Origin of the sequence: Actinoallomurus vinaceus, from assembly GCF_039542055.1 — a bacterium.
Lineage (GTDB): Bacteria > Actinomycetota > Actinomycetes > Streptosporangiales > Streptosporangiaceae > Actinoallomurus > Actinoallomurus vinaceus.
This window is the reverse complement of record NZ_BAABHK010000004.1, coordinates 1-18,957: the sequence shown is the minus strand read 5'-3', so window position 1 is coordinate 18,957 and position 18,957 is coordinate 1. Positions and strand designations below refer to the sequence as shown.

Annotated in this window: 20 protein-coding genes and 1 tRNA gene; 6 read left to right on the top strand and 15 right to left on the bottom strand. The window is 69.9% G+C overall.

Annotated features, from left to right (window positions below; genetic code table 11):
- Positions 1-107 precede the first annotated feature (107 nt).
- Together ABEA24_RS15280 and ABEA24_RS15275 are read right to left on the bottom strand one after the other, a co-directional pair.
- Positions 108-782, bottom strand: coding sequence for a response regulator (locus ABEA24_RS15280; protein ID WP_345431480.1), 675 nt, complete (start codon positions 780-782; stop codon positions 108-110).
- Complete coding sequence (locus tag ABEA24_RS15275; RefSeq protein ID WP_345431479.1) at positions 779-2,530, bottom strand: sensor histidine kinase; 1,752 nt, start codon at positions 2,528-2,530, stop codon at positions 779-781. Before ABEA24_RS15275 ends, ABEA24_RS15280 begins: the two co-directional genes overlap by 4 nt.
- Before the next feature lie 195 nt (positions 2,531-2,725).
- On the opposite strand from ABEA24_RS15275, the gene ABEA24_RS15270 reads away from it, so the two are divergent.
- The 5 genes from ABEA24_RS15270 (at position 2,726) to ABEA24_RS15250 (ending at position 6,718) form a co-directional block, all read left to right on the top strand.
- The gene (locus ABEA24_RS15270) at positions 2,726-4,120 is read left to right on the top strand and encodes a cation:dicarboxylate symporter family transporter (RefSeq protein WP_345431478.1); all 1,395 of its coding nucleotides are present in this window, start codon (positions 2,726-2,728) and stop codon (positions 4,118-4,120) included.
- A 99-nt stretch (positions 4,121-4,219) separates the two neighbouring features.
- Positions 4,220-4,293 (top strand) — tRNA-Ile (locus ABEA24_RS15265).
- 504 nt (positions 4,294-4,797) lie between these two features.
- Entirely contained in the window at positions 4,798-5,436 is a 639-nt protein-coding gene (locus tag ABEA24_RS15260) for a hypothetical protein (protein WP_345431477.1), read from the top strand.
- 229 nt (positions 5,437-5,665) lie between these two features.
- Complete coding sequence (locus tag ABEA24_RS15255; RefSeq protein ID WP_345431476.1) at positions 5,666-6,097, top strand: Rrf2 family transcriptional regulator; 432 nt, start codon at positions 5,666-5,668, stop codon at positions 6,095-6,097.
- Between the two features lie 204 nt (positions 6,098-6,301).
- Positions 6,302-6,718 carry a nuclear transport factor 2 family protein gene (locus ABEA24_RS15250; protein WP_345431475.1) on the top strand — a complete coding sequence of 139 codons (417 nt, stop codon included), beginning with the start codon at positions 6,302-6,304 and terminating at the stop codon, positions 6,716-6,718.
- Positions 6,719-6,843: 125 nt separating this feature from the next.
- On the opposite strand, the gene ABEA24_RS15245 is transcribed toward ABEA24_RS15250, so the two are convergent.
- The 5 genes from ABEA24_RS15245 to ABEA24_RS15225 all read right to left on the bottom strand — a co-directional run bounded on the left by ABEA24_RS15245 (position 6,844) and on the right by ABEA24_RS15225 (position 9,493).
- Positions 6,844-7,308, bottom strand: coding sequence for a class I SAM-dependent methyltransferase (locus tag ABEA24_RS15245; RefSeq protein ID WP_345431474.1), 465 nt, complete (start codon positions 7,306-7,308; stop codon positions 6,844-6,846).
- Positions 7,309-7,597: 289 nt separating this feature from the next.
- Positions 7,598-7,759: a hypothetical protein gene (locus ABEA24_RS15240; protein ID WP_345431473.1), complete on the bottom strand. Its 162-nt coding sequence runs from the start codon at positions 7,757-7,759 to the stop codon at positions 7,598-7,600.
- 24 nt (positions 7,760-7,783) lie between these two features.
- Positions 7,784-8,011: a hypothetical protein gene (locus ABEA24_RS15235; RefSeq protein ID WP_345431472.1), complete on the bottom strand. Its 228-nt coding sequence runs from the start codon at positions 8,009-8,011 to the stop codon at positions 7,784-7,786.
- A gap of 137 nt (positions 8,012-8,148) precedes the next feature.
- A complete protein-coding gene (locus tag ABEA24_RS15230; RefSeq protein WP_345432178.1) occupies positions 8,149-8,721 on the bottom strand; it encodes a recombinase family protein in 573 nt (190 codons plus the stop codon).
- A gap of 40 nt (positions 8,722-8,761) precedes the next feature.
- Complete coding sequence (locus tag ABEA24_RS15225) at positions 8,762-9,493, bottom strand: TetR/AcrR family transcriptional regulator (protein ID WP_345431471.1); 732 nt, start codon at positions 9,491-9,493, stop codon at positions 8,762-8,764.
- A gap of 95 nt (positions 9,494-9,588) precedes the next feature.
- On the opposite strand from ABEA24_RS15225, the gene ABEA24_RS15220 reads away from it, so the two are divergent.
- Positions 9,589-10,713 carry an FAD-dependent oxidoreductase gene (locus ABEA24_RS15220; RefSeq protein ID WP_345431470.1) on the top strand — a complete coding sequence of 375 codons (1,125 nt, stop codon included), beginning with the start codon at positions 9,589-9,591 and terminating at the stop codon, positions 10,711-10,713.
- 706 nt (positions 10,714-11,419) lie between these two features.
- Here ABEA24_RS15220 and ABEA24_RS15215 read toward each other — a convergent pair.
- The 8 genes from ABEA24_RS15215 to ABEA24_RS15180 all read right to left on the bottom strand — a co-directional run bounded on the left by ABEA24_RS15215 (position 11,420) and on the right by ABEA24_RS15180 (position 18,306).
- On the bottom strand, positions 11,420-12,565 hold the full coding sequence (locus tag ABEA24_RS15215) for an RNA polymerase sigma factor (protein ID WP_345431469.1): 1,146 nt from the start codon (positions 12,563-12,565) through the stop codon (positions 11,420-11,422).
- Positions 12,562-12,969, bottom strand: coding sequence for a YciI family protein (locus tag ABEA24_RS15210; RefSeq protein WP_345431468.1), 408 nt, complete (start codon positions 12,967-12,969; stop codon positions 12,562-12,564). The genes ABEA24_RS15215 and ABEA24_RS15210 overlap by 4 nt, the downstream gene beginning before the upstream one ends.
- 30 nt (positions 12,970-12,999) lie before the next feature.
- Positions 13,000-13,497: a pyridoxamine 5'-phosphate oxidase family protein gene (locus ABEA24_RS15205; protein WP_345431467.1), complete on the bottom strand. Its 498-nt coding sequence runs from the start codon at positions 13,495-13,497 to the stop codon at positions 13,000-13,002.
- Positions 13,467-14,159: an HIT family protein gene (locus ABEA24_RS15200; protein ID WP_345431466.1), complete on the bottom strand. Its 693-nt coding sequence runs from the start codon at positions 14,157-14,159 to the stop codon at positions 13,467-13,469. Before ABEA24_RS15200 ends, ABEA24_RS15205 begins: the two co-directional genes overlap by 31 nt.
- Positions 14,160-14,243: 84 nt before the next feature.
- Entirely contained in the window at positions 14,244-15,518 is a 1,275-nt protein-coding gene (locus tag ABEA24_RS15195) for an MFS transporter (RefSeq protein WP_345431465.1), read from the bottom strand.
- 319 nt (positions 15,519-15,837) lie between these two features.
- Complete coding sequence (locus tag ABEA24_RS15190) at positions 15,838-16,908, bottom strand: hypothetical protein (protein ID WP_345431463.1); 1,071 nt, start codon at positions 16,906-16,908, stop codon at positions 15,838-15,840.
- Positions 16,905-17,504 carry a SigE family RNA polymerase sigma factor gene (locus tag ABEA24_RS15185; RefSeq protein ID WP_345431462.1) on the bottom strand — a complete coding sequence of 200 codons (600 nt, stop codon included), beginning with the start codon at positions 17,502-17,504 and terminating at the stop codon, positions 16,905-16,907. Before ABEA24_RS15185 ends, ABEA24_RS15190 begins: the two co-directional genes overlap by 4 nt.
- 151 nt (positions 17,505-17,655) lie before the next feature.
- Positions 17,656-18,306, bottom strand: coding sequence for a choice-of-anchor C family protein (locus tag ABEA24_RS15180; protein ID WP_345431461.1), 651 nt, complete (start codon positions 18,304-18,306; stop codon positions 17,656-17,658).
- Positions 18,307-18,957: the final 651 nt, after the last annotated feature.

Sequence of the window (18,957 nt, the reverse complement as noted above, 5' to 3'; positions counted from 1 at the left end):
CTCCAGACGACTCGGACAGGCCGAGTGGGCTTGATCGGCTATCTTCCCTCGGAGCGCGTTCCGATGCAAGAACTGATGCACAATCAAATGCACGTGCAGATGCGCGGTCAGTGGGACCACTGATAGAGGAGTTCGGGGCGGCCCACCTGGCCGTACTGCGGAGTCCGGGCCGCCTGCCCCCCGTCGACGAGGTACTCCAGGTACCGGCGGGCGGTGACCCGCGAGATACCCGCGGCCGCGGCCACCGCACCGGCCGTCAGCCCCTCATCGGTGCTACGCAGGGTGGCCGTCACCGTCTCCAGCGTCGACGCGCTCATCCCCTTGGGCAGCGCCGGACGGTCCGCGCTGCGTAGCGTGGCGAGCGCCCGGTCCACCTCGTTCTGGTCCGCCGCCTCCCCGGGCCGGGCGACCGTGGCGTGGAACCGCGCGTACCGCTCCAGCTTGGCGCGCAACGTCGCGAAGGTGAACGGCTTGAGGAGGTACTGCACGACGCCGATCGAGACCGCCGAACGCACGGTCGTCAGGTCGCGTGCGGACGTCACCGCGATCACGTCGGCCCGCGACCCCGCCGCGCGGAGCCGCCGGCACAGCTGGAGCCCGTGGCAGTCCGGGAGGAAGAAGTCGAGGAGAAGAAGGTCGGCCGGCCGGCGTTCCAGCGCCCGCAGGGCCTCCGCCCCGGAGTGCACGACTCCCACGACCGTGAACCCCGGCACCCGTTCGACGTACATCCGGTGCGCCTCCGCCGCGACCGGATCGTCCTCGACCACCAGAACGCTGATCACGCCGGCGCCTTCCGCGCCATCGGCAGCGTCACGGTGAACACCGCGCCGACCTCACGGCCCACCTCGATCCGTCCGCCGTGCCGGGCGGCGACCTGGGCGACGAGGGCGAGCCCCAGCCCGCGTCCGGACGGGCGGTCCCCGTCCTTCGTCGACCAGCCGCGTTTGAAGATGTCCTCGACGGCGTCGGGGCCGATGCCGCGTCCGGTGTCGGCGACGCGGATGACCAGGTCATCGCCTGTCGTTCGGGCGGTGACGAAGACCTTGGACGAGGCGACGCCGGCAGCGCCGCCGCCGGTGCCGCCGTCGATCGGAAGGTCGTCACCGATGGGGAAGCCGCCCCCGGCGGGGAAGCCGCCTGCGAATGCGCCGTGGGCGGGCGAACCGCCGACCGCCGGGGAGACGGGGGTGGCGTCGGCGGGTGGGGCGTCGCCGGTGGGGGAGGTGTCGGCGGGCGGGGCGTCGCCGACGGCCTCCACGGCCGCGTCGACGGCGTTGTCGATCAGGTTGCCGAGGAGCGTCACCAGGTCACGGGCGCCGAGCGTCTCGGTGATCACCGTGTCGTCGATGCGCGTGTCGGGCGTGATGACGAGTTCGACCCCGCGCTCGTTCGCCTGCGCGGCCTTGCCGAGCAGCAGCGCGGCCAGCGCGGGCTCGGCCACCGCGTCCACGATCTGGTCGGCGAGGCGCTGGGTCAGCTCCAGTTCCGCGGTGGCGAACTCGACCGCCTCCTCCGGACGGCCCAGTTCGACGAGGGAGACGACGGTGTGCAGCCGATTGGCCGCCTCGTGCGCCTGCGACCGCAGCGACTCGGCGAACCCCCGTACCGAGTCCAGTTCGCCGCTCAGCGACTGCAACTCGGTGTGGTCCCGGAGCGTCACCACGCTGCCCAGGTCCCGGGAGCCCGAGGTCACGGCCGACTTGTTCACCACGACGACGTGCTCGCGCGTCACGTGGATCTCGTCGACGCAGGGTGCGGCGGAAGCGAGCGACGTCCGGAGGGTCTCGGGCAGGGCCAGCGTCTCCACCTCGCGCCCCTCCACGTCGTCGGGCAGCCGGAGCAGATCGCGCGCCGCGCCATTGGCCAGCGCCACCCGGGCGTGCGGATCGAGCAGCAGCAGCCCCTCCCGTACGGTGTGCAGGATCGCGTGGTGGTACTCGTACATGCGGCTCAGCTGCGCCGCGTCCATGCCATGGGTGTGGCGCCGCAGCCGCGCGTTGACCAGATAGGTGCCCACGCCGCCGACGCCGAGCGCCAGCAGGGCGAGCAGGACCAGGGCGAGCAGCTGCTCCCGGACCTGCCGGTCGACGATCCGCACCTTGATGCCCGTGCTGACCAGCGCCACCACCCGATGCTGCCGGTCGAACACCGGGGCCACCCTCCGGACCGACCGCCCGAGCGTTCCGGTGAAGGTCTCGGTGAAGGCGTGACCGGCCCGTGCCTCCTCGATGTGACCGAGGAAGCTTTGCCCGATCAGCTCCGGGTTGGGATGGGTGTACCGGATGCCGGCCGGACTCATGATCGTCACGAAGGCCACCCCGGTGTCCCGCCGAACCTGCTCGGCGTACGGCTGCAGCACCCGCGACGGATCCGGCCCTTCGACGGCCGCGACGACGGTGGGTGAGTCGGCCACCGCCGCCGCGACGGCGGTCACCTGCCGTCGGGCGGTCTCGTTCGTCCTCGCGGCGGCGTACAGGTAGGCGAGCACCGCCCCGCCCACGACCACCGCGGCCACCACGATGATCTGCATCACGAAGAGCCGGCTTGCCAGGCTCCGATGCCGCCGACCCGCAGGTCGGGAGACCCAACGCATGTACGCAAGTGTGCACTGTGCGTTGCGCTGGTGTGAACGGCGGTTTTCGTGAACGAAATGAACGTAACGGTGACTCGACCTTCGAACCTGCGCATAGTCCCTGGCAAATCCCCCCGAAATGAAGGAGCGGACATGGCTGCCGAGGCTGTGCGCCGGAAACCCGGAGGACGTCGGGACCGTACTCATCTGCTCTACCTGATGGTGATCGCGGCGGTCATCGCCGGCATCATCGTCGGCTTCGCCGCGCCGAAGTTCGCCGTCGAGTTGAAGCCCGTCGGGACCGGCTTCGTCAACCTCATCAAGATGATGATCACGCCGATCATCTTCTGCACCATCGTGCTCGGGGTGGGCTCGGTGGCCAAGGCGGCGAAGGTCGGCGCCGTGGGCGGGCTCGCGCTCGGCTACTTCCTCGTGATGTCCACCTTCGCCCTGGCGATCGGGCTCATCGTCGGCAACATCGTGCACCCCGGAGCGGGCATGCACCTGACCGCCGCGCTGAAGCAGGCCGGTCACACGCAGGCGGCGACGGGCAAGGCCGAAGGCGGGGTCGACTTCTTCCTCGGCACCATCCCCGACACCCTCCTCTCCGCCTTCACCTCGGGCCAGGTCCTGCAGACGCTGCTGATCGCCCTGCTCACCGGCTTCGCGGTGCAGTCCATGGGGCGGGCCGGAGCGCCGATCCTCCGCGGCGTCGAGCACCTCCAGCGGCTCGTCTTCCGCATCCTCTCGATCGTTCTGTGGGCCGCCCCGGTCGGCGCGTTCGGAGCGATCGCTGCGGTGGTCGGAGCCACCGGCGTCGACGCGCTCAAGAGCCTCGCGGAAGTCATGATCGCCTTCTACGTGACCTGCGCGCTGTTCGTGTTCGTCGTCCTCGGGACGGTCCTCTGGCTCACGGCGCGGATCAACATCTTCGCCCTGCTGCGCTACCTGGCCCGCGACTTCCTGCTGATCTTCTCCACGTCCTCCTCGGACACCGCGCTGCCGCGCTTGATCGCGAAAATGGAGCACCTCGGGGTCGACCGGTCCGTCGTCGGCATCACCGTGCCGACCGGGTACTCCTTCAACCTCGACGGCACCGCCATCTACCTCACGATGGCCTCGCTGTTCATCGCCTCGGCCACCGGCGCCCCGATGTCCATCGGCCAGCAGGTCGGTCTGCTCCTCTTCATGGTCGTCGCCTCCAAGGGCGCGGCCGGCGTCACCGGAGCCGGACTGGCCACCCTCGCCGGCGGCCTGCAGGCCCACCGGCCCGACCTCGTCGACGGCGTCGGCCTCATCGTCGGCATCGACCGCTTCATGTCGGAGGCCCGCGCCGTCACGAACTTCGCCGGCAACGCCGTCGCCACCGTCGTCATCGGTACCTGGACCAAGGAGTTCGACCGCGACCGCGCCCGCGAGGTCCTCGCCGGCCGATTCCCCTTCGACGAGACCACCCTCCTGGACGACGAACCGCCCGCCGAAACCGGCACCGTCCCCGCCCCGGCACCCGCCGGCGACACCCCGGCGGCCGCACGCGCCGGAGCCTGACCCCCTTCCCCCTCCAGACGCCCGCGCGGCTCGAGAAGTGTCGAGTTGCGCGGGCGTCTGCGGGCAGGCAAGGTAGTGGGGCTTGATGCTCACCATTCGGGGGCGGTAGCTCAGCCGGTCAGAGCAGGGGACTCATAATCCCTTGGTCGTGGGTTCGAGTCCCACCCGCCCCACTCGATCAAGCAGCTCGAACAGCTCGCTGACCTGCGGATATTCGCCGTCCTTCACTGACGCCCTGTGCCACGCTGTGCCAGCGTCGGCACCTCTGCGCCGCCCGCCACGGAATATACGCGGAATGATCTTGCCGCCCCTAGGCGTCCGCTGCGGGGGCGGTCTCTGATGGGGGCGGCGTCGGGCACGCCTCGCGGCCACGCACAGATCCCGCGATCGCTTCTGTACTCCACCGACCACGGCGGCCTGGCCGTCTGGTCCAGCCGTGCCAGGATCCCTCGCATATCGCGGCACTCACCCCGGGCAAGAACCGGCAGGAACCCCATGCAGCTTCCGGCACTCCACAGGAGTCACCAACCAAGGAGGCACCAGTTGAGGAGGCACCGGGGGTTCCCGCCGTAGGCGAGCAGACCCGCCGTTACGCGCGGGCGCGCGTGACGGCCGCGGCCGGGAAGCCGAATACTCCGGGGAAGGGACGGCCGACGTCGAAGCAGCCGCGGCGTCGGGTGCCGCGCGCGGCAGCCGAGCTGTACCGGACGCTGCCTGCCGAGTTCACCCGGCACGTCCCTGAGCACGGTTCCCGGCGCGTGCTATCGGCGATCGCCGCCGAGCTGGAGCACCGCAGCCCGGCCGAGCTCGCCGAACGCATCGCCCGCAACTGGGAGCACTGGCGCTACCGGACCAGCGCCAGAGAGCCGGTACGTGGCTCGGTAGCCGTCGCGATCCGGCTCGCCCGCCGAGGCATCGACTGCCCGGACGTTCGCTGCGAAGACGGCCACCAGCTCGACCTGGAAGCGCCGTGCAAGGCATGCGAGCAGCTCGCCGTCGAACGCATTTCCGGGTCCGTCGAGGAGCCGCCAGGGGAGAGGCCCGGCGCTGACCGGGCCCTGCGGCGCGCGCCGGCGGCCCGGTCGAGCGGCGACGAACCCCTGCACCAAGACCGGCGTGGTCGCGTCGACGTGCCGACGGCCGCGGCCGCCGCAGCGAGGCCTCCGGCCGACGCCGCTCGATACGGCGCGCTCGCCCGAGCACTCCTGAAAGCCCGCACCGACGCCGAACGTGACGCGATCCCGTGCCAGCCCCAAAAGGCCGGCCTTCGTCCCTGGTCCGGCTCAGACACCAGGGGACACCTGATCCGCCGGTAGGTTGGCGGGGCCCTACCGTTCGGCTTCTGTTCGGGTGCTGGTCCTGGGTGCGTTCCAGGACTCGATTGACGGTGGCCCGGCTGACGGAGAAGAACTCGGCGATGGTGTGCTCGCGGGTGGCGTGCTCCTTGACGAGGCCGGCCCGGCCGGCACCGCAGGATTTGCCGCATGCAGTTGTAACAACTATCGTTACGACTAGAACCGAGGGGCGAGGGAGGTGGAGTCCGACGTGAGTGCCAACAGCAGACTGACCATCGCGGCGCACACCCTGACATGGATCGGGCTGTATCAGCGGCGTGGCCACGAGGTCGCCACCTCCGAGCAGATCGCGACGAGCGTCAACACCAACCCAGTGGTGATCCGCCGCCTGCTGGCCAAGCTGAGCAAGGCCGGCCTGGCCGATTCACGGCGGGGGGCGGGGGCGGGCTGGATGCTCGCGCGGGACCTGGCGGCAATCACTCTGCTCGACGTCTACCAGGCGATCGAACCGGGACCGGTCTTCGCCTTGCATCGCGCGACACCGGACCCCGAGTGCGTCGTGGGTCACGGCATCGGGCCGGCGATGACCGCCGTGTACGACGATGTGGAGGCCGCCCTGCGCAGGGAGCTGGCCAAGACCACGCTGGAGGACGTGCTGCGGGACGTCTTGAAAGCCGCCTGACCTCGGACCGTCGGCTTCCCCTGATCGAGGGGATCGCATCCCGCACTTGATGTAACCAAAATGGTTACATCAAGAGCCGCTGCGTGAAGGCGGGGCGCTCATGCAGCTCTGTGGGCCGCTGAGCGGCAAGCACTTCCTGTTCCAGGGCTGAGGCCCGACCGACACCTCAAGCAGACGAAGAGACAAAGAACAAGGACAAGGACGATGGCAACAGATACTCAGACCTCGCGGACCGTGGCCGAGAAGTTCGTGGAGCGCCTCGGCAGGCAGGACCCCGACGGCATCCAGGAACTGTTCTCCGAGGAGATCGACTGGCACGTCCCCGGCAGTGACGCGCTGCCCTGGACCGGGCGCCGTACCCGCCGGGAGGAGGTCGCGCCGTACTTCACCACGATGTGGCCGCACTTCGCGCACGGCAGGAGCAAGGTCGTGCTGGAGCGCTTCATCGTCGACGGTGGTGACGTGGTGCTGCTGGCGGTCTTCACGCACACCGTCGCGGCCAGCGGCAAGGAGTTCACCACACCGGTGGCCATGCACCTGGCGGTCGAGGGCGGCCGGATCGTTCGCATGCACCTTTACGAGGACACGCTGACCGTCGCCGCGGCGTTCAACGCCGGCTGAGCGGAGGGTACTCAGGGGCCCCGCGGCCCGGGGCGGCCCGGCCGGGCACGTACGTAGAGGGTCAGCCGAGACACGGCCAAAGCCGAAACGGATAGCAGAACTCGCCCCGGGCCGATCGCTGCCGGTCAGCACGGTGAGGTGGTCGGCCTTCGGCGCTGACTGCCGATCAGGTCCCCCAGCGACGCCAGGCCGTCGGCCGGTGTCGCCATGCCGACCAGCGTGGCGCCCGCCGGGTCTGCCGCACTGGGGACTTGACCGGCGCCCACGAACTTTCGCGCCCCCACCATGTTCCGCCGGTCTCCGGCCTCCTCGCCCGGCTGAATGGTGTTCGCAAACGAAGGCGGTCTCAACAGTACGGCCATCTGCGTGCCCGGCTCGATGGCGGTCACAGTGCATCCGAACGCTGCCAGCGAGCGCGTCGCCTGACCGGTACCGCAGCCCACCTCGAGCACCGACGACCATTCGTTCATGCCCGTGATGGTGGCGAGGTCCGCGAACATCTCGTCGGGATATCTCGGCCGGACCCGGTCGTAAAGCTCCGCCACCTCGTTGAACACGCGACCGAGATCACGTCGATTCGGGCCAGCCATCACACCATTCTGCCGCGGCTGTTGCCGACGCCGTCGCGATTGCGAGCCGCGCGTCCCGCCGCGGCAAGGTCTACCCAGGCAGTGCCACGACCTACCGCTGAGCGCTGCACTCAGCCTCCCCGAAGGCCTATACGAACAAGTCGGTCGTGCTTCTCGCCGCAGGTTCTCTAGGGGTCGGGGCTTGAGCAGCAACCGAACGGCCAGTCACGTTAAGGAGCCTGGCGGACGCCTCTTATCGTGACTGGCCGTTCTGATGCGGGTGGTCGTGGGATGGCTGGTAGGGCCCCGGTCAGCCGATGAGGTTCACGGCGCGGCGGAAAGTGGCAGCGGCGGCTTCCAGGTCCGCGAGGGTCCTGCGCCAGTCGGCGGTCTCGTCCTCGTCCATGTCGACCCAGTTCTGGGCGGCGAACTCGCGGGCGAGCTCGCCAGCGTGCTCGGCGGTCTCGGCCACCTTGTTTTAGGACGGTCCCGGCGCTCATCCCGCCGGTGGGGCGGTGCAGAAACGGTAGAGCAGCAGCGGGAGGTCGGCGGCCGGGGTGGCCATGGTGGTGGCCTGCCGCTCGATCTCGCGGTTGATGTTGGACAGGTCCGCGAGCGGGCCCGTGCTGATCAGCTCCACCTCGGGGACGAGACCGGCATTGATCGCCGACTCCAGGTAGCTGCGTGCGGGGGCCAGGGACTGCTCCCGCTCGGCATCGGTCAACTCCTCCCAGGTCGGCAGGTAGCCGGCCCCTTCATGGGCGAGCTTGCTGGCGGGCCTTGGCGAGGGTCAGGACGCGCGGGTCGTCGAGCGGGATCTGCGGCAGCGGCACGGCGCTCTCCCTCGAGGGTTGGGTCTGGTCAGCGGGGGTCGTTCTCGGAGGCCGCGGCGGCGCGCTGGGTGTCGGCGAGGGTCTTGTGGACGACGCCGATGGAGACTTTGACTCCGGCGGCGATGGTACGGATGGATTCGCCGCGTTGGCGGCGGGCGAGGATGGCGGCGCGTTTGTCGTCGTCGATCACGGGACGGCGGCCGCCGACCCGGCCGCGAGCGCGGGCTGCGTCCAGGCCGTTCTTGGTCTTGCGGACGATGTCGCGGCGGCGGTCTTCGGCCAGGGCGAGGGCGAGGTCGAGGATGAGGGAGCGTTCGGTGTGCTCGCCGGCGGCGATGCCCTCCAGCACCTTGACGCCGACGCCGCGCTGGAACAGGTCGTTGAGAACGATCAGCCCTTCTAGGAGGTTGCGGCCGAGGCGGTCGACCTCCTGGACGGTCGGCAGGTCGCCGTCGCGGATGTGGGACAGCGCGTTCAACAGTGCGGGCCGGTCGTCGGTGGCGAGCTTGCCGCTGATCTTCTCCTCGAAGACCTTCCAGCAGATGGGGTCGAGGGCGTCGTGCTGCCGCTGGGTGTTCTGCTTGTCGCGGTGGGGTCTGATCTCCTCATCTGGAGCCGGTGGGGGGATCCGCTCACCGTGATCAGGCGGGTGGTGCCTGCCGGGCGAGGTTGTCGATGAGCAGCGCGAGGGCGAAGTCGAAGCGCTGGTGTCCGGTGCCGGAGGTGAGTTCGGTCGCGTACCGCCTGGTGTTGGGGAAGGCGGCCTGGGGCAGGGCGTTGAAGCGGTCGACCAGTTGGTCCTGGGTCAGGACCCAGGCCGCGTCCGGGTCTTTCTGCCGCTGCTGGACCATGGAGGTCTCCAGCGCGTAGCCGGCGACGTAGAGCGAGAGGGCGTCGATGGCCCAGGCCGCGCTCTGCGGCTGGATGCCCCCGGCGAGCAGGATCGCGAGCATCCCCTCGTTCACCCGCAAGGTTTCCAGGTTGGTAGGGACCATCGCGAGCGCGGCCCGGGAGATGCCCGGGTACCTCAGGTACTGGTCGCGGATCTGGGCGCACACGTCTCGGATCTGCTCACGCCACTGCGCCGGATCGGGCTTGGGCAGTACCAGCTCCGAGCACAACCGCCCGATCAGCAGGTCGTCGATGTCGGCCTTGTTGACGATGTGCGCGTACAGCGACGACGGACCGGTGCCGAGCACGGCGGCGACCCGGCGGATGGTCAGCGCGTCATACCCCTCGGTGGCGACGACTTCCAGGGCGGCGTCGGTGATCCGTTCGACGGTGATCGGCTTCTTGCGTGGTGCCGACGCGGCGGCCTCCGCTGCGGGTTGGGCGTGGCGAGCTGCGCGGCGTTGGCGGGGATCGGCGGACATGCCGACCACTATAACTTGACACGATCTAAGTTCGTTGAGTAGAACCTAGATCGTCAGAACGAACTAAGTTCGTATCGATGTCCCGGGGGTGTGTGATGCGAGTTTCCGTTGTCGGAGCCGGTCTGGGAGGTCTGGCTCTCGCGCAGGGTCTGCGTGGTGCCGGGATCGAGGCCGACGTGTTCGAGCGTGACCTGGGGATCGTCGCACGGTTCCAGGGCTACCGGCTCGTGCTGAACCTGATCGGTTTCCAGGCGGTGCGCGACTGCCTGCCGACGCGCTGGCACCCGCTGCTGGACGAGGTCGTCATGGACGCCTCCACCGAGCAGCTGATCCTGGACCCGCAGATGAACGAGATCGGCAAGCTCGGCGCGGGCCGGACCGGCATCGTGGTCGACCGGCAGGTGCTGCGACACCTGTTGCTGACTGGCCTCACCGTGCACACCAATGCCGCGCTGACCGGCTACGACGTGCTGGCCGACGGCAATGTCCAAGCCCAGTTCGCCCGCCGCGACCCGGCCACCGCCGACCTGCTCGTCGGCGCGGACGGCGTCACCTCCGCGGTCCGCGGGGTGTTGTCGCCGCAGACCACCCCGACCGACACCGGCGTCCGGTTCGTCATCGGCCGCACCCCGCTGACCGACGAGTTCGCCAGCCTGTCCAAGGCCTACGGCTCGAAGATCACGGGCGACGGCGTCAGCCTGCTGCTCGGCGCGATGCGCTTCCGTACCCCGCCGAGGCAGGCCGCCGAGCAACTGGCCCCCGAAGTCACGCTGCCCGACATCGGCGACTACGTGCGCTGGGCCATGATCCTGCCGCCGAACGGTTCGCTGGAGGACCTGACCGCGCAGGACGCCGTGCTGTCCAGGATGGAAGGTTGGCACCCGGAGCTGCGCGCGCTGATCGAGCAGGCCGACCCGGACAACAGCACGCTGCTGTCCATCCGGGTGGTCAAGCCCGGTGAGCGCTGGGCGTCCGGCCCGGTCACGCTGCTCGGCGACGCGATCCACGCCACCTCCCCGACCGGCGGCAACGGCGCGAACACCGCGCTGCGCGATGCCGACCTGCTGCGCCGCTGCCTGATCGAGGCCAACGAAGGCCGCCAGGATCTGCTCAGCGCGGTCGACGACTACGAGCGGCAGATGTTCGAGTACGGCGCCGAGGCCGTGCGCAGCAGTCTCGAGAAGCTGCCCGCCTTCGCCCCCGAAGCGAAACTGTCCTGAGGCCGAAATTCACCTTGTGCGATCGACCGGGCCCGCCCGGTCGTGGACATACTGATCCTCGCCAGTTGACGACGCGGTCGATCGGCCGGTACCCGACGTTCAGAGAGTGCGCGGTGAGGCACGCGGCGATCGAGACCGGCAGGTCCTTCAGCCGGGACCGGCCGCCCGACACCGCGGTGAACGCCTCGGCGAGCTCCGGCACCCACGACATGACTTCCATCGGGCAGCTCCACGCGCGGCAGCATCGCCGTCGTGCGGGCCCGCAGGTCGACCAGGGACGGCGGCTCCTCGATCGCCTTCACTCCACTCAGGTGGATCTTCACTGGCCCTCCGGGTGGGGACAGCGGATACGGGAACAGTCGGACGAGATCGAGCCAGGCATGTGGCGGGTGCGGTCGGGCGGTGGGGGGCGAGACCGTTCCGGCGCCGGGCTGCCGGGGAGCTGAGCTCGGCATTCCTGCCGGTGAGAGTGCACGACGATCACCGCTGCTCCAGCGCCTGCCGGCGGGCGGTTCGGAGTCGCTAACCGTGTGGGGCTGCGCTCCGCCTGTCGGTGGTTGCTTGCCGTCTTTGGGCGGCTTCGCTACGGCCCGCTATGTCTTTTGGGGACGGCTCCGCGAACCCTCCGGCGCGGGGCTGTGCCCCGCGTGGCGGTGATTGCTTGCTGCTCCTCTACTCCACCGGCCACGGCGCGCTGATGCCACATTCAGGGACGCAGTAGTTGCCGCACCCGTGCGGCCTCTCGGGTGAGGTGGTCGCGCTCCGGCACGCTGGTGGCGGCGCGGGAGGCCTCGGCATAAAGTTCGGCGGCGTGCTCGAGGTCGCCGGCGCGTTCGTGCAGGTAGGCCGTCACGGCGGAGTAGCGGGGCAGGTCGGGGCTCACGTGGGCCAGCGCCGCCAGGCCGGCCTGCGGCCCGTCGGCCTCCCCGACCGCTACGGCGCGGTTGAGCCGTACCACCGGGCTGTCGGTGAGGAGCAGCAGTTCGTCGTACCACTCCACGATCTGCGTCCAGTCCGTCTCGGATGCCGTCTGGGCGTCCGCGTGCAGCGCGGCGATCGCGGCCTGTGCCTGGTATTCGCCCAGCCGGTCGCGGGCCAGCGCCGCCTGCAGAATCGCCACTCCTTCGGTGATCAGGCCGGTGTCCCAGCGCGACCGGTCCTGTTCACCGAGCGGTACCAGGCGACCTCCCGGGCCGGTGCGAGACGCGCGGCGCGCATGGTGCAGCAACATGAGCGCGAGCAGCCCCGTGACCTCGGGGTCGTCGGTCAGGACGACGAGCTGGCGGGTGAGGCGGATCGCCTCGGCCGCCAGGTCGACGTTCCCGCCGTACCCCTCGTTGAAGACGAGGTAGAGCACGCGCAGCACCGTCCCCAGATCGCCGGGCTGGTCGAGCGGCTGCCCCGCGATCCGGCGCTTGGCCCGGCTGATCCGCTGCGCCATCGTCGCCTCGGGGACGAGGTAGGCCGTCGCGATCTGCCGCGTGGTCAGGCCACCGACCGCGCGCAACGTCAGCGTGACGGCCGAGGTCGGCGGCAGGGTGGGATGCGCACACAGGAAGTAGAGCCGCAGCGTGTCGTCCGTGGCCGGCGCCGGACCGGCAGGAGGCTCGATCGGCACGGCGAGTTCCCGCCCTCGCCGCGACGCCTCGGCGCGGGCGGCGTCGAGGAACTTGCGCCATGCGGCCGCGACGAGCCACGCCTTCGGATCGCGCGGTGGGTCGTCCGGCCACGTATTCAGCGCCCGGATCAGGGCCTCCTGCACGGCGTCCTCGGCCGACGCGAAGTCGGCTCCGCGCCGGACGAGGACGCCGATCACCGCGGGAACGAGCTCCCGCAGCAGCGATTCGTTCACTCGGTGACCGTGGGCGACTCGCCGAGAAACGGCCGGACCTCGAGCCACTCGTGGATCGGCTCGCCGCCGGGCCCGGGAGCGGCGGACAGCTCCCCGGCCAGCTGGACCGCGCGATCCCAGGACTCCACGTCGATGACGTACCAGCCGGCGATGAGGTCCTTGGTCTCGGCGAACGGACCATCGGTCACCGGTGGGCGCCCCTCGCCGTCATGCCGCACGAACGTCCCCTCGGGCGCCAGTGCCTGGGCGTCGACGAACTCACCCGTCTCCTCCAGGCGGGCCGCGAAGTCGCGCATGAACTGCACGTGCGCGTCGACCTCCTCCGGCGTCCACTGGTCCATCGACTCGAAGTCGACAGCGGGGGCCGGGCCACCTCGGTAGTGCTTCAGCAGCAGGTACTTCATGGATGTTCTCCTTACCTCGTAGGCACTTGGTCAGCTGCGCTGGCGTTCGGCTCGTTGCCGGACCAGCTCCTCGACCGCGCTGGGGAGGGTCGTGTCGAAGTCAATCAACTTCGCCCAGGTCGGGATCACGATGATCCGAACCATGCCGTCGTAGAGCGAACGGACCTCGGCCTCCCACTCGACCCGTTGCTCGGCCGTCATCTCGTAGGTGCCATTGATCTGGAGGTACTCGTCCGGGATGCCGTCGACGACCTCCAACTCTGCCTGACCGCGGATCAGCAGGATCTTCGGCGGGTGCACCTCAGTGTCGATCGTCAGGGCGACCGCCGGACTGTGGCGCAGAGCAGGAAGCTTCGGGGCGTTCTTCGACGTGCACATGACGATCTCGGAGCCGTTCCAGGTGAACGCGATCGGAATCGAACGCGGCGTTCCGTCCTTGGCGACGTAGGCCAGACGGGTCAGGTCGCGGGCCAGCAATTCCTGGCTGATCGGACGGTTCAGGACCTCGGCGATCTCATCCGGCTGCACGGTCGGCCTCCTCCTTGCTCACGCGGCCCGTCGTGGCCGCTCGTGTCCCTGGGACGAAGCCAGCGCCGCATTCTCGACACCCGAGACGCGCCGATCTCCACGACCTGGTTCTGGGCCGGCCGCGGGCGGGCCGTACCTGTATCGGACGGTTCCCCTCGGCGCGACCGCGGCCCCGTGGTGGTGTAGCTCTCTGCGATTCTGCGTGCCAGGTCGGTCTTCTGCTCGTGGGAGACGTCGACTTGGGGTGTACCGTCCACGGCGGCGAACTGTTGCTGGTCGAAGGGCACGCCGGGAGGCAGCGGAGCCAGGTGCCAGTGGACATGGTCGACTCCCTGGTGGCTGCCGAAGCTGAAGACGTACAGCCGCTCGGTGGGGACGACCGCGCTGATCGCGCGTCCGAGCCGGTGGATCCTGGACTGGAGCCCGAGGTATTGCCCGGGGGTGAAGTCGGCGACGACGTCCCTTCGGTGTTCCAAAGGGGCGATGAGCGTGTAGCCGTGGAGGCGGTAGGGCAGCGCGAGGAAGGCGACGCACACTTCGTCGCGGAGGACGACGATGTCCTCGGGCGGGTGCTGTCCGGCGACGATGCGGCAGATGAAGCAGCGCCCGGCTTCGTTGTCGCCGTGGATCCGTGCCGTGTAGGCGGCCTCGTCGAAGCTCATGATCGCAAGTGTGCCGCGTGGCCGACGGCGGCCCGCCCGAGGCGCGGGTGCGGTGGGTGCGTGGTCGGCGGAGCCGGGCCGGGGTCAGGCGTCGGCGTCGCTTGTCGTACGAGGAAGGTCCCTTCCAAGGCGGGCGAGTGGGGACAGGGCCATGAACAGTGGGGACAGCATCTGCGCGGCGGTGGTCAGGAGCAGACTCGTGCGCAGCCCCAGCGTGCCGGCCAGATAGCCGCCGAGAAGGGAACCGAGCGGGGTCAGGCCCATGCCGACGAAGTTGATCGTCGCGACGACCCGGCCCTGGATCGGGATGGGGGTGATGGCCTGGCGCACCGTCACGACGGTGACGTCGACCAGCTGGCTGAAGACGCCGAACAGGAAGTCGACCGCCATGAGCGCGGCGATCGTGACGGCCGAGGAGCCGTGCAGCGCGGGGACGCACAGCAGCACGCTGTCGGCGAGTGCCGCGGCGGTCACCAGCACGACGCCGTGGCCGTACCGCGACGGCAGCCTGGCGGACAGCAGAGAGCCCACCAGCGCGCCCGGGCCCATCGCCGCCAGCACGAGTCCGACGGCGGCGCCCGGCAGGTGCAGTGTGCGCGGCAGGAAGAGCAGGTAGACGGTCATCACGGCGGCGAAGGAGAACTGGAAGAGGGCCGAGGAGACGGCCACGGCCCGCAATGAGCCGTCGCCGGCGACGAGGCGCAGGCCCTCCTGGATCTGCCTCCACACACGCGCCTGCCGTACGGCCGGCCCGGGCAGTCGCTCGGGACGGCGGATCCGCCGGATCGACAGGACGGACAGGGCGAAGAGGAACGCGCTCGCCGTGATGGCGATCGGCGCGGTGAGGAGCGACACCAGCGCGCCGCCGAGCGCGGGGCCGGCGATCTGCGCGGCGGACCTGCTGGCTTCGAGCGCGCTGTTGCCGTAGGCGAGCCGACCGCGTTCCACCAGCCGTACGAGAGAGGTCTGGTAGGCCACGCCGAAGTACACGGTGAGGGAACCGACGAGGAAGGCGACCAGGAGAAGCAGCGGAACGTCGAGCATCCCGAGGAGATAGGCGACGGGGATGACGGCCAACGCCACGGTCCGGCCGACGTCGGCCAGCACCATCACCGTGCGGGCGCGCCGGCGGTCCACCCAGGCGCCGACGAAGAGCGAGAGCAGCAGGATCGGCGCCTGTTGGACGGCGCGGAGGACGCCGATCTGCTGAGTCCCGGCGTTGAGCGCGACGACGGCGATGAGCGGCAGGATGACCTGGCAGGCCTGAGCCCCCAGTTGGGAGGCGCTGTGGCCTGTCCAGAGCCTGCGGAAGTCACCGTCCCGCCAGAGGCCCGGCGGGGGTGGGGCGGAGGCCGTCATCGACGGCCTCGCAGGGGCGGGCACGCGAGCGCGGCAGGAGATACGAACGGCACAGGGGGTCCTTGAGTCGCTGAGAACGTGTGCCCGTCCCGTGGGATCCGGGCAGGGGAGGGTGCGCTGTGCCGCAGTTCGGATGCAGCACGCGGTGACAGGTCAGGAGTGACTGAACGTCAGCGCGTGCTCGGTCGGCCGGGCATCTCAGCTCCTCAGAAGGATCATTCGCCGGGGAGCCTAACCGCCGGGCGTCGTGGCGGACAAGGCGGTTCGCCGGCCGATTCGCGGCCTCTCCGTGCCGCCGAGTAGTAAAAGCGCCGGCCCGTCACCAGGCGGCGTCCACGTTGTCGAGTCCCCGGGCGATCCAGTGGAGGCGGCCGTCGTCGACCCGGGCCACCTCGCCGCTGCCGAAAAGGAGAAGGTGGTGTCCGGATCCGTCCGGCCGAACGCCCCCCGCGAAGGTCGGGACTCTCGTGAACCCGCCGACCGGGTCTCCGGTGGTCGCCGAGATCCGGGTGATGGCGCTGAAGGCGTCCAGGGAGACGACGACGGTCATCGTACGGCCGTCCGGATCGTAGGCGAACGCTTCGATCCGCCCGCCCTTGAGCGGGCCCTGCTGGATCCCCGCCGGCCGTAGGACCCGCGCCTTCGACAGATCACCGCCCATGGACTCTTCCGGGTCGAGCAGGAGGATCGGGGCCTTCTCGATGTTCCGCCGGACGTCCCACCAGAAGACGGCGAGCGTACGGCCGTCCGGACTCCACGATGGGGCATACCTCAGGTTGGCGTTCGTGGGCGCGGTCCAGCTCCGGATGCCACCGGATCGGGTGTCGAGGACGGAGACCCGGTAGGTCGTCTCGCAGGCCCCGCTGACGGCCACGCGTGTTCCGTCGCGGCTCACGGACATCGCCGTGTCATCTTCGCTGATTTCGATGGGAGCGTCCGCCCGGACCCGCTGTGGCGCGTCGACCGTACCGTCGGGCCGGAAGCTCAGCCGGTACAGGCTGATCGCACACCTTCCCTCGGAGGCGGCGAGGTAGAACGTGCGCCCGGCACCGTAGGCCGCAACGGCGACGTAAGGGCCTCGCTCGGCGGGGATGCCGGCGACCTTGCGCCCGGTCGCGTCGCGGATGACCGCCGTTCCGTCGTCGATGGTGACCATGCGCGATGGCCCGGTGCCGGATACGGGCGGGCTCTGACGGTGTCCTCGCATCTGTCCTCCGATCGCGATGGCGGCCGCCAGGACCAGCAGCGCGCCGGCGGCGGTGAGGGGAACGGCCCACTTGGCGGTCGAGCGCCGACGAGCGGGGGCGGTGAGGGGGGAGAGCGTGCCCGGCTCGACGGTGCGGGCGGTCGCGGACAACGCGTCGCGGAGGAGGTCCTCGGTCCTGGTCATGACATTCCTCCGAGTTCGGTGAGCTTCCGGGTGAGGGCGGTGATCGCCCGTGAGGTCGTGGACTTGACGGTCCCGCGGCTGATGCCCATCACCTCGGCGATCTCGGCCTCGTCGAGGTCGAGGTAGTAGCGCAGAACGATCGCCTCGCGCTGCCGGCGGGGGAGCTCCCCGAGGGCGGCCATGACCTCGCGTCGTTCCTCACCGAGGAGCGTCGCGGACTCGGCGGACCACACGGGCGGGTCATAGGTCTTGACCACGCGCCAGGCGAGTCGGCGGCGGCGAAGGACGGTACGGCACCCGTTGATGACGCTGGTGCGGATGTACGGCAGTGCCCGGTCCGGGTCGGTGAGCCGGTCGAGTTTGCCGTGGAGCGCGGTGAAGGCGTCCTGCACCACGTCCTCCGCGCTGGCGCGATCACCGACGATCAGCAGCGCCATCCGCACCATCTCCAGATGGTGTTCGCGGAACAACGCGGTGAAGACCGCCTCGAGAGGCGGGGGGTCGCCCGGAGGGGGACCGGCGTCGCCTCGGTTTCCGGCCAGGTCACGCTGCCGGGAAGGGGGATCGTTCGCGGCGCCCAGTATCTCGATCTTCACACCACTTACACTCGCCAGACCGTGATCGGTTGCTTCCCGGGCGGGGCGATCTCGCCAGGGGACTCTGCGCGTCGTCTGTCAGTGGTGATCGTAGGGACGCCCCGCGGTGGCCTCTGGGCGAGGCCGCCGCGGGGCGTGGTTTCCCCTGGTGTCAGAAGCGGCCGGAGCGGCAGTCCAGCGGGTGGGCCGGGATGACCGAGACGGCGTCGATCACGGGGCCGTAACCGCCGCCCGTGATGCTCGTGAACGTGAGCGTCACCGTCGGAGCGAGGGCGCGGAACCGGAACCGCTGCTGGACGTAGCCGAGGTCCGCCCGCGTCTTGCCCGTGGTGTCGAAGGCGAGGGTCTTCTGGATGAACGGGTGGCCGATGGCGTTCTGCGTCACCCGCGCGTACCCGCGTTTGATCGCGGGCCCGCCGTCCGGGTTCCCGGCGAGCCAGAAGTTGACGGTGTAGCAGCCGCCGAAGCGGGTCGCAATCGGCTGCTCGATCGTCCCCGGGATGTCCCCTTCCAGATCGAGGGACTGGTTGCCCTCCGCGGCCTGCCAGAAGCCGGCGCCGATGAGGTCGACGTTTCCGCCGGTGACCTTCCATTCGCCGAGGGCGCTCCCGGCGCCCAGCCTCGTGAAGTTGTTCGCGGGGGCCACCGGGCTCTCGAATCCGCCGTTGGCGAAGAGCGGTACCGGGGTGTGCCGGTCCTGGGCGGGCCGGGTGGCGGCCATGCACAAGGTGAGTGCGCCGGCCGCGGAAAGGGCGGTGAGCCATCGCGCGACGCGGGGACCTGCGGTCAACGGAACGGCCATGGTTCCTCCTGGTTGCTGACGTGGTCGGTACGCGGCGAACCGATTGGCCGGAATGAGCGGCAGGGCGCCCGATCGAATTCACCTGTTGACGGACTGTAATCAAATGATCTTGCTCTGTATTCGAAGCGTCGCGCCGTGGGTGGGATATGTACGCTGCGTTGGCCGCTATTTACGTGGCGTGTCGATTTCGTCGCCGGATGGGGGCCTTCGCGCTCACCCGAAGCGGCGCGACCGGTTCCCGTTTTGGCCGGATGTGGCCAAAGTGGAAAGTAATAGCGCTCTGCGGGCAATGCGTCGGGCCCGGCGACGCGTTCCCGGTGGCGGGGACCGCCGGATTCGGTCGCCTCGCACTTCGGCGCGGGGGTCGCGCTGCGCCTCCCCGGTCCCGGTGGTCGCGCTCCGTCCCTCCCGCATCGGGTGGCCCGGGCGCCGCGCTCGATGTTCTACGCCGGCTCGACGAGGCGACGCTACATTGAGGCTTGTATCCGTCACTGCCCGTGGGAAACTAAGCGGATTCCGTTGTTCTGAGGGGAGTGCAGTGATCGGTTCTCAGCCTGACGGCGAGACTGCCGTGAGCAGCCTGTTCGGTCATCATCGTGGTGGTCCGACGGTGCTGCGTATTGTGCTGGGGGCGCAGTTGCGGCGGTTGCG